Raw genomic sequence first — 14,338 nt, forward strand, 5'->3', positions numbered from 1 at the left:
GGGGAGGCCCTTCGTGGATGCGGGACGGGGGCTGGTCGGGCGTGGGCCCGCAGGCGTACCTTTACGGCCAGGCATCTACTGCCGAGTAATGTCGCCTGCCGGTTTCGCCTGTCGTTCGCCTGCCGTCCCGAACAGGAGCCGCACGTGTCCGCAACGCCCGGCGCCGCCGCGCCCCCGCCGCTCGTCCCGCCCCGTACGACCGCCGTCGCCGGGACCGTCCGCGAGGCGGCCGTCCCCGCCCTCGCCCCGCGCGTCCACCACGGCACGCTCGGCGACCTGCCCTTCGACAACGCGGCCGAGGACCCCCAGGCCGTCGCCGTCAGCCGCAAGGAACCCGGCCCCGGCCGCGCCCTCTGGCGCGACATCACCACCGCCCGCTTCGCCGCCGAGGTGCGCGGCGTCGCCAAGGGCCTCGTCGCCCACGGGCTGCGGCCCGGCGACCGGCTCGCCATCATGGCCCGCACCCGCTACGAGTGGACCCTCCTGGACTTCGCCGCCTGGGCCGCCGGCCTGGTCACCGTCCCCGTCTACCCCACCTCCTCCGGCCACCAGGTCCGCTGGATCCTGGCGGACTCCGGCGCCACCGCGTGCGTCGTCGAGACCCCCGAACAGCTCCGCCTCGTCGCCGCCGCCCGCCCGGACTTACCCGCCCTCGCCCACGTCTGGCAGCTCGACACCGGAGCCGTGGCCCGCTTCACCGCCGCCGGACGGGCACTGCCCGACCGGGTGATCACCGAACGCCGGGCCACCCGCACCCCCGAGGACATCGCCACCCTCATCTACACCTCCGGCACCACCGGCCGTCCCAAGGGCTGCGTCCTCACCCACGCCAACTTCTTCGCCGAGGTCGACAACGCGATCGCGCTGCTGCACCCCGTCTTCACCTCCGTCAGCAAGGAACCCGCCTCCACCCTGCTCTTCCTGCCGCTCTCCCACGTCCTCGGCCGCATGGTCGCCGTCGGCTGCCTCCGCGCCCGGGTGCGCCTGGGCCACACCGACTCCTTCCGGGGCGACGAACTCCGCTCCGACCTGGCCGGATTCCGGCCGACGTTCCTCCTCGCCATCCCCTACGTCCTGGAGAAGATCTACAACACCGGACGGGCGACGGCGGAGCGGCTCGGCCGCGCCGAGACCTTCGACCGCGCCGCCGCCGTGGCCCGGGAGCACGCCGAGGCCACCGCCGCCGGGCTCGCCCGCACCGGCCCCGGCCCCACGCTGCGGCTGCGCGCCGCCCACGCCCTCTACGACCCGCTGGTCTACCGCCGGATCCGGGCCGCGCTCGGCGGCCGCGTCCGCTACGTCATCAGCGGCGGCTCACCCCTGGGCACCCGGCTCACCGCCTTCTACTCCGGCGCCGGCATCGGGATCTTCGAGGGCTACGGCCTCACCGAGACCACCGCCGCCGCCACCCTCACCCCACCCCTGCGCCCCCGCCCCGGCACCGTCGGCTGGCCCCTGCCCGGCGGCGCCGTCCGCATCGCCGCCGACGGCGAGATCCTGCTGCGCGGCGGCCATGTCTTCGCCGGCTACTGGGACGCGGAGAAGGCGGAGGCGGTCCCGGCGTCCGGGGCGGACGAGTGGTTCGCCACCGGCGACCTCGGCGCGCTGGACCCCGAGGGCTACCTCACGATCACCGGCCGGAAGAAGGAACTCATCGTCACGTCCGGGGGCAAGAACGTCGCCCCGGCGCCCCTGGAGGACCGTGTCCGCGCCCACCCCCTGGTCGACCAGTGCATTGTCATCGGCGACAACCGCCCCTACGTCACGGCGCTGATCACCCTCGACCGCGACGGCCTCGACCACTGGGCCCGGATGCGGGGCCTCGACGACGTGCCGGTGCACGAGCTCGTCCACGACGAGGCGCTCCGGGCGGAGCTGGGGGAGGCGGTGGAGGAGGCGAACGGGTATGTGTCACGGGCGGAGTCGATCCGCCGGTTCGCGGCGCTGCCGGTGGAGTTCTCGGTGGAGGCGGGGTACCTGACGCCGTCGCTGAAGCTGCGGAGGGAAGCGATCGCGCGGGACTTCGCGGCGGAGATCGGTTCGCTGTACGAGCGGTGAGGACGCCTCAAGCGCCGGACGGGCTGGAATCAGCCCGTCCGGCGCTTGAGGACGACGCGCGTCAGCGCGGATCGGGGGTCTGGGGGCTTGCCCCAAGGAAACGGGAAGGGGCGGGACCGGGGCAACACCCCCTAGCAGTTACCCCGCACCGACCGTCCGGCGAACCGCTCCGCCAACCAGTTCGCAGCAGGTATCGACTCCGCGATGACCCCGGCGACGTGCTCGGCCAACGGCAGCGACTTCCACTGCACCGTCGCCCCCTTCCCGCACCAGTCCGCCCGCAGCTTCCGCCCCACCTCGTAAGGGATCAGCTCGTCGATCACCCCGTGATAGAGGTACACGGGGTGATCGGGCGCATGGGTGCCCAGCGCGGACGCCCGCAGCACCCGCTGCCAGTCCGCCTCGTACAGCGGGTTCCTGACCGTCACGTCCCCGATCCGCTTGAAGAGCCCCGCGACGGCGTCGACGACCACACAGTGCCGCTTGAGGAAATCGACGTACGAACGCCCCTTCTCGTTGAGGTAGGAGTCGAGCCCCAGCTCCGGGAACGCCGCGTTCTGGCCGACCGCGGCCATCAGGACGAGGCCGGCGCCTATGCCGCCGTCGTTGGCGTCGGCGACCTTCGGCAGATCGGCGGGCACACCGCCCGTCGCCGTGCCGCGGACGTCGAGTTCGGGCGCGTACGAGTCGTGGAGCTCCGCCGCCCAACTGCTCGCCTGGCCGCCCTGGGAGTAGCCCATGATGCCGACGGGCGTGTCCGGGCCCAGCCCCGCCTGCGGCAGCCGCAGCGCGGCGCGCGCGGCGTCGAGGACGGCGTGGCCCTCGGCGCGCCCGACGGTGTAGGTGTGGTCGCCGGGGGTGCCCAGGCCCTCGTAGTCGGTGACGGCGACGGCCCAGCCGCGGGCGGTGAGCAGCTGGATGAGGTTGGCCTCCAGCGTGGTGCCGCGCGGGAAGCCCGCCGAGGGGGCGCACTGGTCGGCGATCCCCACGGTGCCCACGGCGTAGGTGATCAGCGGGCGGGGTCCGGTGCGGCCGTCCTGGGGGACGATCACGGTGCCGGAGACGACGTTCGGGGTGCCCTTGGCCGTGGTGGAGCGGTAAGTGACGTGCCAGGCCCGGGTGTTCGTGGGCTGGCCCGGGAGCGGATGGAAGGAGGTCGGGGCGGCGCTGACGATGTCGCCCGGTGACCCCGTGTCCGTACGGCCGGCCGCCGAGGCGCCGCCCGGCAGGCCGAGGGCGACGGCCAGCGCGGCGACCGCCGCGAGGGCCGTTCTGCGCAGGTGCATGCGGCTCTCCCCACTGTCGTGATCGACTGGTGTGATCGACTGTTGTGAGACAACTACCGTGTGGAAACGGCTGGTTGGTGACCGTAGTGACCCGCCGGTAGGGCGGCGCTGACCGGAACGCTCAGCTTTCCTGGCCGTGGCTTTCCTGGCCGCGCCGGTACGCCCCCGGCGTCGTTCCCGTCCAGCGGCGGAACGCCCGGTGGAAGGCGGCGTCCTCCGAGAACCCCAGCCGGGCCGCCAGCTCCACGATCGGCTCCCGTCCCCCTGCCAGCCCGGCCAGCGCCGCCTCCCGCCGCACCTGGTCCTTCAGCCGCCGGTACGAGGTGCCCTCCTCCCGCAGCCGGCGCCGCAGTGTCGCCGGGCTCACCGCCAGCCGGGCCGCCAGCCGTTCGAGCTCCGGCAGCCGGGCCGGACGCCCTCGCGCGGTGCGGCCCTCGCGCAGGGCGCGCGTGAACGTCCGCCGCACCTGCTCGGTCACCGTCGTGCCGTACTCGTGGCGGCCGATGAGCACGGCGGGTGCCGCGCGCAGCAGCTCCTCCAGCGCCGCCTCGTCCCGCACCGGCGCCGCCGCCAGCCACCGGGCGTCGAACCGGGCGCTCGCCCGGAACGTCCGCCCCGGGCCGAATCCCACCGGGCAGCCGAAGACCTCCCCGTACTCGCCCGCGTGGGGCGGCGGCGGGCAGTCGAAGCGGACCCGGCGCAGGGGGATCCGCCGCCCGATCAGCCAGCTCGCCAGCCGGTGCCAGATCACCAGCACGCATTCGGCCAGGAACCGCCCCTCGGCGTGGTCGCGCAGATCGTTGCGGACGGCGAACTCCGCCTCCTCCCCGCCGCGTTCGAGCGCGAGGTCCGGGCCGGCGGGGAAGAGCCCGTAGAACCGCACGGCTCGCTCCAGGGCCGTGCCCAGGTCCCGGCAGCCGATGCTGGCGTAGCACATCATGGCGAAGGTCCCCGGTCTGCTGGGCACCGTGCCCAGCCCCATGAACTCGTCCCCCGTGGCCCGCTGCACCGCGCGGACCAGCAGCGCGAACTGCTCGGCGGTCACCCGCGCCCGCTCGTCGCCCAGCGTCAGCGGCGGAATCCCGGCCCGCTGGAGCAGCGGCGCGCTGTCGAGACCCAGCCGCAGCGCCCCACCGAGCGCGGCCCGTACCTGGTGCACGGCGACCGTCCGGCTGCTGATCGTCCGGCTGTTCATGCACCGCACCGTAACCCCGTTGAACGCCCGGGTCAGCGGGGCTGACGATTCCGGTCATCCCGGCGGGGGCGGGTGGGGTGGACCATGCCGGCTGGGTACATCGGTACGCAGGATTCTGTTCGCGCGTTCCCAACCCGCATATCCGTCCGGGAGGCCCCATGCCGCAGCAACGTCCCGATACGTTCGCCGAGTTCACCGAATGGACGGCGGAGCGGTACGGGGGCCTGCCCGCGCTGCGCTTCCGCCGGGGCGACGAGTGGGCGGAGACGAGCCACGAGGAGCTGCGCGAGACCGTACGCACCCTCGGCCGGGGCCTGATCGGGCTCGGGGTGCGCCCGGACGACCGGGTGGCGATCCTGGGGGAGACCCGGCCGGAGTGGACCCACGCCCAGTTCGCCGCGCTGGCCGCGGGCGCGGTCGTCGTGCCCGTCTACCCCACGGCCGGGCAGGAGGAACTGGCCTGGGTGCTGGGCGACTCCGGCGCGTCCGTCGTCATCTGCGAGAACGCCGCCCAGGCGGCCCGGGTGACGGCCGTCCGCGACGGACTGCCGGGGCTGCGCCACCTGGTGCTGATGGACGGCGACGTACCGACGGACGGCGATCCCACCGGCGTGCCCGCCGGCCTCCCCGCCGACACCCACGTCCTCCCCGCCGACACCCACCTCCTCGCCCCCGACACCCACGTCCTCCCCGCCCTGCCCGCCACCGCGCCCCTGGCCGAGCTCCTCGCACGCGCCGCCGCGCGCAAGGGCGACGACCTGTGCACCATCGTCTACACCTCCGGCACCACCGGCCTCCCCAAGGGCTGCCGTCTCACCCACGCCAATGTCGTCTCCAACCAGGACGCCACCGCCGACCTCACCGGCGCCGGCCCCGGCGACACCACCTACCTCTACCTGCCGCTCGCCCACATCTTCGGCCAGCTCATCCAGCTGACCACGCTCCGCCGGGGCGGCGCGCTCTGCTACTTCGGCGGCCGGGTCGAGAACGTCCTCGCCGAACTCGCCGAGGTCCGGCCCACCCACCTGCCCTCCGTGCCCCGGCTGTTCGAGAAGGTGCACGCCGGGGCCGTCTCCCTCGCCGAGGCCCACGGCCCCGAGGGCCGGGCCCGCCTGGAGGCGGCCGTCCGCGTCGGCCTGGAGACGGCCCGGCTCCGCGAGCGGGGCGAGGAGCCGGACGCCTCGCTGCGCGCCGCCTGGGAGGCGGCCGACAGACGCGTCTTCGCCCCCACGCGGGCGCTCTTCGGCGGCAGACTGCGCTGGGCCCTCACAGGGGCCGCGCCCATCGCGCCGCAGACGCTGGACTTCCTGCGCGCCTGCGGCCTCGCCGTCTACGAGGGCTACGGCATGACCGAGGCCGCCGGCGTGATCACCACCAACCACCCGGGGGCCGTGCGCCCCGGCACGGTCGGGCAGGCCATCCCCGGCTGTGAGCTGCGGATCGCGGAGGACGGCGAGGTCCTGGCCCGGGGCCCCGGCGTCTTCGCCGGCTACCACGGCAACACGGCCGCCACCGCCGGTGCCCTCGACGCGGACGGCTGGCTGCGCACCGGCGACATCGGCACCCTCGACGAGGAGGGCTACCTCCGTATCACCGGCCGCAAGAAGGACCTGATCATCACGTCCAGCGGCAAGAACCTGACGCCCTCGCTGTGGGAGTTCGCCGTTCAGCAGTCCCGCTGGATCTCCCGCGCGGTGATGGTCGGGGACCGCCGGCCGTACCCGGTGGCGCTGCTCACCCTCGACACAGCGGAAATCATGGCCTGGGCAGCCCGCGAAGGGGTGGATTTCGCTGCCGGAGGGGACGCCGGAGGGGACGCCGGAGGGCCTGCCCGGCACCCGGCGGTGCGGCGGCTGTGCGAGGAGGCGGTGGCGGCGGCCAACGAGCGGGTGGCGCGGCCCGCCCGGATACGGGCGTTCACGATCCTGGCCGGGGACTTCGGCGTGGAGAACGGCACCCTGACGCCGACCTTGAAACTCCGCCGGACGGCGGTCGCGGAGCGCTATGCCGCAGAAATCGAGGCGTTGTACGAAGACAGGTACGAAGACAGGTTCGAAAGTGAAATAAGTGGCACGAGTGAGTGAACGTTTTACCGGAGGAAGCCGCTCCGATGTGCCGGTCCGGTGTGCCCGTATAAAAACTTTGTGAACGCCCGAAAAGGCAGGAGCCCTGCCCTCCGCCGAAGCGGAAGGCAGGGCTCCTTAGGTGATCCCCGGAGAACCGGGGATCGGGCAATCACACCGGGGTGACGTTCTCCGCCTGCGGACCCTTCGGGCCCTGCGTGACGTCAAAGGTGACCTGCTGGTTCTCCTCGAGGGAGCGGAAGCCAGCGGCGTTGATCGCGGAGTAGTGGACAAAGACGTCGGGGCCCCCGCCGTCCTGGGCGATGAAGCCAAAGCCCTTTTCAGCGTTGAACCACTTCACGGTTCCGGTAGCCATAAGCCCTCCTTGGGCCAAAGGGTTGCCCTGCTCCAGAACCTGCGAGAAGTCTGAAAACTACAAAAGCCTGCGGGGTCACATGCTCCGCAGGCTCTGTACTGCAAGGGAAACCAAACTGCAACTTGCGGCGAGCCTAGCACGCGACGTTGTTCCGGGGAAGGAGTTGAAGATCACGCCCAAGGCGGGTTTTCCGGCCCTTCCCAGCGGAAAAGATCGCCTGTCAGGCACCTGTAGCGGCACCCCGGCCCGGCGGTCCGGGGGAGGCGGGGCTAGCCTCCGGATGTGGACAATTCAGCCTCAGATGTAGCGACCGCCGTCGATGTGCCGGAGCGGCCGCGTGTCGGCCACATCCAGTTCCTCAACTGTCTGCCCCTCTACTGGGGGCTCGCCCGCACCGGCACGCTGCTGGACCTGGACCTGACCAAGGACACCCCCGACAAGCTCAGCGAGCAGCTGATCGCCGGGGAGCTGGACATCGCGCCGGTCACGCTCGTCGAGTTCCTGAGAAACGCCGACGACCTGGTCGCGCTGTCCGACATCGCGGTCGGCTGCGACGGCCCCGTCATGTCCTGCGTCATCGTCTCCCAGCTGCCGCTGGACCGGCTGGACGGGGCCCGGGTCGCCCTCGGCTCCACCTCGCGCACCTCGGTCCGGCTCGCCCAGCTGCTGCTCGCCGAGCGCTACGGCGTGTCGCCGGAGTACTACACCTGCCCGCCGGACCTCGCCGCGATGATGCAGGAGGCGGACGCGGCCGTCCTGATCGGCGACGCCGCCCTGCGGGCCTCGCTGCACGACGCCCCGAGGCTGGGCCTCACGGTCCACGACCTGGGGACGATGTGGAAGGAGTGGACGGGCCTGCCGTTCGTCTTCGCCGTCTGGGCCGCCCGCAAGGACTACCTGGCCCGGGAGCCGGAGCTCGTCGCCCAGGTGCACCAGGCCTTCCTGGCCTCCCGCGACCTCTCCCTGGAGGAGGTCGGCAAGGTCGCCGAGCAGGCCGCCCGCTGGGAGTCCTTCGACGCCGCGCTGCTGGAGCGCTACTTCACCACGCTGGACTTCCGCTTCGGCCCGGACCAGCTGGCGGGCGTGTCGGAGTTCGCCCGCCGCACCGGCCCGACGACCGGTTTCCCCGCCGACATCCGGGTGGAACTGCTGAAGCCCTGACCCCTCCGGAGAGGGATCAGGGCTTCGTACGCCGACGGTTCCGTATGCCGACGGCCGGGCCCCGTGGAACCACCGGGGCCCGGCCGCGCGGGTCAGGGGTCAGGAGGAGGGCGTCGGCCCCTCCATCTGCTCGCTGATCCACTGGATGCTGCTGTTGCCCATCCCCTTCACATAGGTCTTGGCGTCGTGCTTGCCGCCCTGGATGACCTCGAGATGGGTGTGGATGGGGCCCTTGTTGCCGTATTGGGCGATGTACTTGTCGACGCCCTGCCGTGTGATGGCGGCCTCCAGCGTTCCGTACTGGAACGCGATGTAGACGTCGTTCTTCGACTTGGTGTCGATCAGCCGCTGGGAGAGCACCTCGGGGTTGTTCTCCCGCTTCTCGGCGTCGTAGCCCTTCCACAGCGGGGAGTCCGGGACGATGTCCGGGCCGGAGGCGATGACGGCCTTGAACTTGTCCGGGTGCTTCATGACGGCCTTGAAGCCGGCGAAGCCACCGGAGGAGGAGCCCATGAACGCCCAGCCGTCACGCGACTTCAGCGTGCGGAAGTTCTGCTTCATGAGGTCCGGGACGTCCTCGGTGAGCCAGGTGCCCATCTTGGCCTGGCCGGGGATGTCGCTGCCGTCGTAGTAGTTCTTGTCGTTCGGGTTGAGGATGGGCATGGCCAGCAGGAACGGCTTGCTCTTGCCCTCGTCCGACCACTTGGCGATGGAGGACTCCAGGCCGAGGTCGGTGCCCATCCAGTAGTTGTTCGGGTAGCCGGGGCCACCGGGCAGCGCGATGAGGACCGGGAAGCCGCTCTTGGCGTACTTGGGGTCCTTGTACTGCTTGGGCGCCCAGACCCAGACCTTGCCCGTGAAGCCGGACTTCTTGCCCGTGATGGTCACGACGCCGATCTCGGTGCCGTCGCCGAGCGTGTTGGCGTTCTTGAACTGAGCCGCCGGGCCCGTCGGCATCAGCGTCTTGGAGTCGCTGGACCCGCCGTCGGTGCCGCCGGCCTGGCCGCCGTTCTTGTCGGCGCCCTGGCCGAAGCTGACCGGGTCGCCCTTCTTGGAGAACGGGCCGATCTCCAGGTACTTCAGCACGCCACCCGTGATCAGGCCGACTATGGCTATGGACGCCACGACGATCGTCCAGATCTTGGCCCGGGAGGCGCGACGCCGGCCCTGCGACTGGTACGAACCGTCGTACTGGTCGTCGTACTGACCGCCGTACTGGTCGTCCCGGCCGTCCTGGCCGTTGTAGGGGCCGTAGCCGTCGGCCGGCGGGTAGGTGCCCGGGCCGCCCTGCTGACGGTAGCCGCCACCCTGCTGCTGGTAGCCGCGGTCCTGGCCGCCGTAGCCGCCACCCTGCTGGGGGTGGCCGCCCTGCGGCGGGCCGTAGCCGCCACCCTGCGGGTAGCCGCCGCCCTGCTGCTGATATCCCCCGTTGGGCCGGTAGCCCCCGTTGGGTGAGTGAGCCATCGCGTCGCTCCGGATGCTGCTGCTGCCCCGAAGGACATGACGGTTTGTTCCGTCCTAGTTGATGGGCAAACCAGGGTCCGGGGTTCCTCGGACGTCCCGTGAATTGAGTCATAGGCTGAAAATCGGGGTCGCAGGGCCCGCTCAAGGGGGAGGCAAAGGTCCCGATGCAACGGCTGTCGGAGGAAGACCCGCAGGTCATGGGCGCGTATCGGCTGCTGGGGCGACTCGGGGCGGGCGGGATGGGCCGGGTGTATCTGGGGCGCAGCGCCGGCGGCCGTACCGTCGCCGTCAAGGCCGTGCACCCGCATTTCGCCCTGGACGCGCAATTCCGGGCGCGTTTCCGGCGAGAAGTGGAATCCGCCCGGAAAGTCGGGGGCGCGTGGACGGCGCCCGTGCTCGACGCCGATCCGGACGCCGCCGTTCCGTGGGTGGCCACCGGCTATGTCGCCGGGCCCTCGCTGACCGGGGCCGTCGCCGATGTGGGCCCGCTGCCGGAGCCGGCGGTCCGGGCGGTCGGGGCGGGCCTGGCGGAGGCGCTGGCGGCGGTGCACGGGCTGGGCCTGGTCCACCGGGACGTCAAGCCCTCCAACGTGCTGCTCGCCCTCGACGGCCCCCGCCTGATCGACTTCGGCATCGCCCGCGCCACGGACGGCACCGCGTCCCTGACCGCGACCGGCGTCTCCATCGGCTCGCCCGGCTATATGGCCCCCGAGCAGATCGTGGGCGAGGACGTCACGGGCGCCGCCGACGTCTTCTCCCTGGGCGCGGTCCTCACCTACGCGGCCACGGGCGAGCCGCCCTTCACCGGCGGCCACTCGGCCGCTCTCCTCTACAAGGTCGTCCACGAGGAGCCGGTGCTGGGCCCGGCCCTGACGGGCGAGCTGCGGGAGCTGGTACGGGCCTGCCTGGCCAAGGACCCGGCGGCCCGGCCGACCCCGGGGGAGCTGTCCCGCCGCCTCGCCGGCCCGGCGGGCGCGTCGGCCCTCATCGGCCCGGGCTGGCTGCCGGGCCCGCTGGTGGAACGGGTGAGCAGGCAGGCGGTGGAGCTACTGGATCTGGAGGTTCAGGGGGCGGAAGCCCCAGCCCCTCCGGCGAACAATCCAGCCCCTCCGGCGTTTGAGGACCAGGCCCGGGGGCGGGGCCCGATTCCAGCCCCTCCGGCGTTTGAGGAGCGGGGGCCCGGGGGCGGAGCCCCCGAAAGAAACGGTGAAAGGGCGGGACAGGGGCAAGACCTCGCCCACGCGCCGACCGCGCCCGCCAAAGCCGCCGTGGCCGTCGGCGGCAAGCGGAAGCAGAAGCGGAAACTGAGCCGCACCCTCGCCCTGACGGTCGCCGCCGCCCTGGCCGTAGCCACGACCACGGCCCTGTTCGCCTTCGGCCTGCTGCCCGGCACGGGCACAGGCACAGGCACCGCCGGCGGCCGCGCCGAGGCGGGCAAACCCGCACCCCCGGCCGCGAGCGCGGGCGCGAGCGCGAGCGCCGCCGCACCGTCGTCCACCGTCCTCACGGACTTCGCCGGCACGTGGACCGGCCAGGTCGTCCAGTCCGACGGCACCCCCAACGGCACCATGACCAGCGTCATCACCGCCGACCCCAAGGCCCCCTACGCCGTCCGTACGACCTACGACGTGCTCGGCGTCATCCAGTGCCACAGCAAGGCGAGACTGACCTCGGCCACCACCGGGAGGATCACCCTGGAGGAGAGCACCGACGGCACCGCCGGGCCCGGCTGCACGGGCCAGACCGCGAACGTGACGTACACCTTCGAACCGGACGGCACCCTCGGCTTCACCTCCGGCGACGTGAGGGGCGGCAAGATCAGGGCGACGTTGACGAAGAGCCGTGGCTGACCGGCCCGGTATCGGGCCCGTAGAAGCCCCTCGCGTAGGCTCTGACCCAGTATTCGCATACCCCCTCCGAAGGGACGCCCGGTGACCGAGAACGCCGACCTTCAGTCCGTCCTCGACCGCGCCGCAGCCGGCGGCCGGATCACCCCGGAGGAGGCGCTCGAGCTCTACCGCTCCGCTCCGCTGCACGCCCTCGGCGCGGCCGCCGACGCCGCGCGCCGCAAGCGCTACGCGGGCATCGAGCACATCGCGACGTACATCATCGAGCGCAACATCAACTACACCAACGCCTGTGTCACGGCGTGCAAGTTCTGCGCCTTCTACGCCCCTCCCAAGAGCGAGAAGGTCTGGACGCGCCCGATGGACGACATCCTGCGCCGCTGCGCGGAGACGGTCGAGCTGGGCGGCACCCAGATCATGTTCCAGGGCGGCCACCACCCGGACTACGGCGTGGAGTACTACGAGGAGCACTTCGCGGCGATCAAGAAGGAGTTCCCGCAGCTCGTCATCCACTCCCTCGGCGCGTCCGAGGTGGATCACATGTCGCGGATCTCCGGCGTGAGCGTCGAGGAGGCCATCCGCCGCATCCACGCCGCCGGCCTGGACTCCTTCGCGGGTGCCGGCGCCGAGCTGCTGCCGGAGCGGCCGCGCAAGGCCATCGCGCCGCTGAAGGAGTCGGGCGAGCGCTGGCTGGAGATCATGGAGATCGCCCACACCATGGGCGTCGAGTCGACCTCCACCATGCTGATGGGCACCGGCGAGACCAACGCCGAGCGGATCGAGCACCTGCGCATGATCCGTGACGTCCAGGACCGCACGGGCGGCTTCCGCGCCTTCATCCCGTACACCTACCAGCCCGAGAACAACCACCTGAAGGGCCGGACGCAGGCGACCCTCTTCGAGTACCTGCGCATGATCGCCATCGCGCGGCTCTTCCTCGACAACGTCGCCCACATCCAGGGCTCGTGGCTGACCACGGGCAAGGAGGTCGGCCAGCTGTCGCTGCACTACGGCGCGGACGACCTCGGCTCGATCATGCTGGAGGAGAACGTGGTCTCCTCGGCCGGCGCCAAGCACCGCTCCAACCGGATGGAGATCATCGACCTCATCCGCAAGGCGGGCCGCGTCCCGGCGCAGCGCGCCACGACGTACGAGCACCTGCTCGTCCACGACGACCCGGCGAACGACCCGGTCGACGACCGCGTCGTCTCCCACCTGTCCTCGACCGCGATCGAGGGCGGCACGGCCCACCCCGAGCTGAAGATCGTCGAGGCGAGCTGAGACGAGCTGAGGCGAGCTGACGGGCTGATCCCTTGCTGACGCTGCACGCGGCCGACCTGCTGATCGCCGTCCCCGGCACGGCCCCCGTGCCGGGCGGGGCGGTGGTCGTCGACGGCGACACGGTCGCGGCGCTCGGCCCGTACGAGGAGCTCACGGCGGCGTACCCGCGGGCGCGGGTGCGGCGCTGGCCGGGGGTGATCGTGCCGGGGCTCGTGCAGCGGCGGGCGGCCGCCCTGCTGACCGGCGCCTACCACCCGGACCCGCGCGAGCACGCCGAGCTGGGCGAGCGGCCCCTGACCGGCGACCGGCTGGCCGCGCTGGCCATGGACGACACCCGCTGGTCCGGCAGCTTCCGCCGGGGTCTTCAGCAGATGCTGCGCCACGGCACGACGGCGGTGGCGGGGGCGTTCGACAGCCTGCCGCTCTCGACGGCCATCGCCCGCTCCGGCCTGCGGGTGCTGCCCGTCGCCACGCCGGGCGAACCGGACCTCGACCCCCTGCGCGGGGTGACGGCGCTGGCGGACGCCGTCGCGTCCCCTCTGACCGTCGGCGGCCGCGCCGACCTCGCCGTCTTCGACGTACCGGACGAGGCGGCGCTGCTGGAGCGCGGCGCGGGCACGTGCGTCGCCACGGTCCTGGCGGGACGCCTGGTCCACCGGCGCCGCTGAGGGCGGCGAGGGAGCCCGTTCATTACTTCGGGTGACGCTACCGTCGTATATGGGACCGCGATCCGCACCCGCGTCCACACTCGCGTCTATGGGAGCAGTGATGATCGCAGAACGGCTGGAGAAGGCCACTCCTGAGAACTGGATGTTCCCGCCTGCAGAGGGGTGGACGTTCGACCAGGTGAAGGACTTGGAACTGCCCTTCGACTGGGAACTTGTGGACGGAGTGGTCGTGGTTCGGGGTAGGGCTGTGCCGTGGCACAACAAGGTGAGGTCTTCTCTTGAACGGCATCTTGAGGACTGCCGCACCGAGCCTTACGCCGTTCTCGCTGAACAGTGCGTTCTGGTCGACGAATACAACCCCCCCGTTCCTGACGTTGTCGTCTTCGAGAAGCAGGGCTTCGACCTCCTCGATGCGGAGTACGTCCCGGTCGAGAAAGCTGTCCTCCTCATCGAGGTCGTCTCTCCGGGCTCACGCCAGGACGACCGGGTCCGTAAGCCGGCCATGTACGCGGCGGCTGGTGTCCAGTACTACTGGCGCGTGGAGCGGGGTGATGACGGACTGCCCGAGGTGCACGAGTTCTGGCTTCCTGTCGGGAAGCGTGCCTACATCCCGGCACCTCTGCACCCCGTGCACCGCGGCAAGCTGGAAACCGACGTCCCGTTCCCCGTCACCATCGACCTGGCGACCCTCGTCGAACTCTGACCGCCACCCGTCAGTGATCCGTAAGGACCACATCCCCGCACGTCAGGGCGGCATCAAGAGGAGCCGTCCGTACCGCTTCCGCCCGGCAGGATGGTGATCGCGGGGACGGCCGCTTCGGTCGTCCCGCGGTGCGAAGGTGTGACGGGCCCAGTCGTCGGATGACAGGCCGCGAGAACGCGCACGACCGGTAGGAAACCCGTTGCCGAGGGGGCCGCGGGTGGGGGGACCGGACGTTC

At 71.9% G+C, this 14,338-nt stretch carries 11 protein-coding genes; 7 read left to right on the plus strand and 4 right to left on the minus strand.

Features of this window, described 5'->3' with window-relative positions; genetic code table 11:
• The first annotated feature begins 144 nt into the window (after positions 1-144).
• Complete coding sequence (locus ACFYZR_RS14390) at positions 145-2,058, plus strand: AMP-dependent synthetase/ligase (RefSeq protein ID WP_391909926.1); 1,914 nt, start codon at positions 145-147, stop codon at positions 2,056-2,058.
• Between the two features lie 131 nt (positions 2,059-2,189).
• Here the strand turns inward: ACFYZR_RS14390 and ACFYZR_RS14395 are convergent, their stop codons facing one another.
• Complete coding sequence (locus ACFYZR_RS14395; protein ID WP_391909929.1) at positions 2,190-3,344, minus strand: lipase family protein; 1,155 nt, start codon at positions 3,342-3,344, stop codon at positions 2,190-2,192.
• Positions 3,345-3,465: 121 nt separating this feature from the next.
• Positions 3,466-4,539, minus strand: coding sequence for an AraC family transcriptional regulator (locus tag ACFYZR_RS14400; RefSeq protein ID WP_391909932.1), 1,074 nt, complete (start codon positions 4,537-4,539; stop codon positions 3,466-3,468).
• A gap of 158 nt (positions 4,540-4,697) precedes the next feature.
• Here ACFYZR_RS14400 and ACFYZR_RS14405 point away from each other — a divergent pair, with 158 nt between their 5' ends.
• Positions 4,698-6,623, plus strand: coding sequence for an AMP-dependent synthetase/ligase (locus ACFYZR_RS14405; RefSeq protein ID WP_391909934.1), 1,926 nt, complete (start codon positions 4,698-4,700; stop codon positions 6,621-6,623).
• Between the two features lie 151 nt (positions 6,624-6,774).
• On the opposite strand, the gene ACFYZR_RS14410 is transcribed toward ACFYZR_RS14405, so the two are convergent.
• Entirely contained in the window at positions 6,775-6,978 is a 204-nt protein-coding gene (locus ACFYZR_RS14410; RefSeq protein WP_366336196.1) for a cold-shock protein, read from the minus strand.
• A 282-nt stretch (positions 6,979-7,260) separates the two neighbouring features.
• Here ACFYZR_RS14410 and ACFYZR_RS14415 point away from each other — a divergent pair, with 282 nt between their 5' ends.
• Complete coding sequence (locus tag ACFYZR_RS14415; RefSeq protein WP_391909937.1) at positions 7,261-8,139, plus strand: menaquinone biosynthetic enzyme MqnA/MqnD family protein; 879 nt, start codon at positions 7,261-7,263, stop codon at positions 8,137-8,139.
• A gap of 99 nt (positions 8,140-8,238) precedes the next feature.
• On the opposite strand, the gene ACFYZR_RS14420 is transcribed toward ACFYZR_RS14415, so the two are convergent.
• Positions 8,239-9,603, minus strand: a complete 1,365-nt coding sequence (locus ACFYZR_RS14420; RefSeq protein WP_391909939.1) for an alpha/beta hydrolase — start codon at positions 9,601-9,603, stop codon at positions 8,239-8,241.
• 164 nt (positions 9,604-9,767) lie between these two features.
• Between ACFYZR_RS14420 and ACFYZR_RS14425 the strand changes: the two genes are divergently transcribed.
• The 4 genes from ACFYZR_RS14425 (at position 9,768) to ACFYZR_RS14440 (ending at position 14,102) form a co-directional block, all read left to right on the plus strand.
• Complete coding sequence (locus tag ACFYZR_RS14425; protein WP_391909942.1) at positions 9,768-11,453, plus strand: serine/threonine-protein kinase; 1,686 nt, start codon at positions 9,768-9,770, stop codon at positions 11,451-11,453.
• An 81-nt stretch (positions 11,454-11,534) separates the two neighbouring features.
• The gene (gene mqnC / locus ACFYZR_RS14430; RefSeq protein ID WP_229358303.1) at positions 11,535-12,731 is read left to right on the plus strand and encodes a cyclic dehypoxanthinyl futalosine synthase; all 1,197 of its coding nucleotides are present in this window, start codon (positions 11,535-11,537) and stop codon (positions 12,729-12,731) included.
• Positions 12,732-12,763: 32 nt separating this feature from the next.
• Complete coding sequence (locus ACFYZR_RS14435; RefSeq protein WP_391909945.1) at positions 12,764-13,399, plus strand: hypothetical protein; 636 nt, start codon at positions 12,764-12,766, stop codon at positions 13,397-13,399.
• Between the two features lie 100 nt (positions 13,400-13,499).
• Complete coding sequence (locus ACFYZR_RS14440) at positions 13,500-14,102, plus strand: Uma2 family endonuclease (RefSeq protein WP_391909948.1); 603 nt, start codon at positions 13,500-13,502, stop codon at positions 14,100-14,102.
• The last annotated feature ends 236 nt before the right edge of the window (positions 14,103-14,338 follow it).

The sequence above is a fragment of the Streptomyces sp. NPDC001678 genome (assembly GCF_042892945.1).
In the GTDB taxonomy this organism is placed as follows: Bacteria; Actinomycetota; Actinomycetes; order Streptomycetales; family Streptomycetaceae; genus Streptomyces.

Coding starts and splice junctions, on each gene's coding strand:
- ACFYZR_RS14395 (WP_391909929.1), bottom strand. CDS start 3,344: ATGCACCTGCGCAGAACGGCCCTCGCGGCGGTCGCCGCGCTGGCCGTC.
- ACFYZR_RS14400 (WP_391909932.1), bottom strand. CDS start 4,539: ATGAACAGCCGGACGATCAGCAGCCGGACGGTCGCCGTGCACCAGGTA.
- ACFYZR_RS14405 (WP_391909934.1), top strand. CDS start 4,698: ATGCCGCAGCAACGTCCCGATACGTTCGCCGAGTTCACCGAATGGACG.
- ACFYZR_RS14410 (WP_366336196.1), bottom strand. CDS start 6,978: ATGGCTACCGGAACCGTGAAGTGGTTCAACGCTGAAAAGGGCTTTGGC.
- ACFYZR_RS14420 (WP_391909939.1), bottom strand. CDS start 9,603: ATGGCTCACTCACCCAACGGGGGCTACCGGCCCAACGGGGGATATCAG.
- ACFYZR_RS14425 (WP_391909942.1), top strand. CDS start 9,768: ATGCAACGGCTGTCGGAGGAAGACCCGCAGGTCATGGGCGCGTATCGG.
- ACFYZR_RS14440 (WP_391909948.1), top strand. CDS start 13,500: ATGATCGCAGAACGGCTGGAGAAGGCCACTCCTGAGAACTGGATGTTC.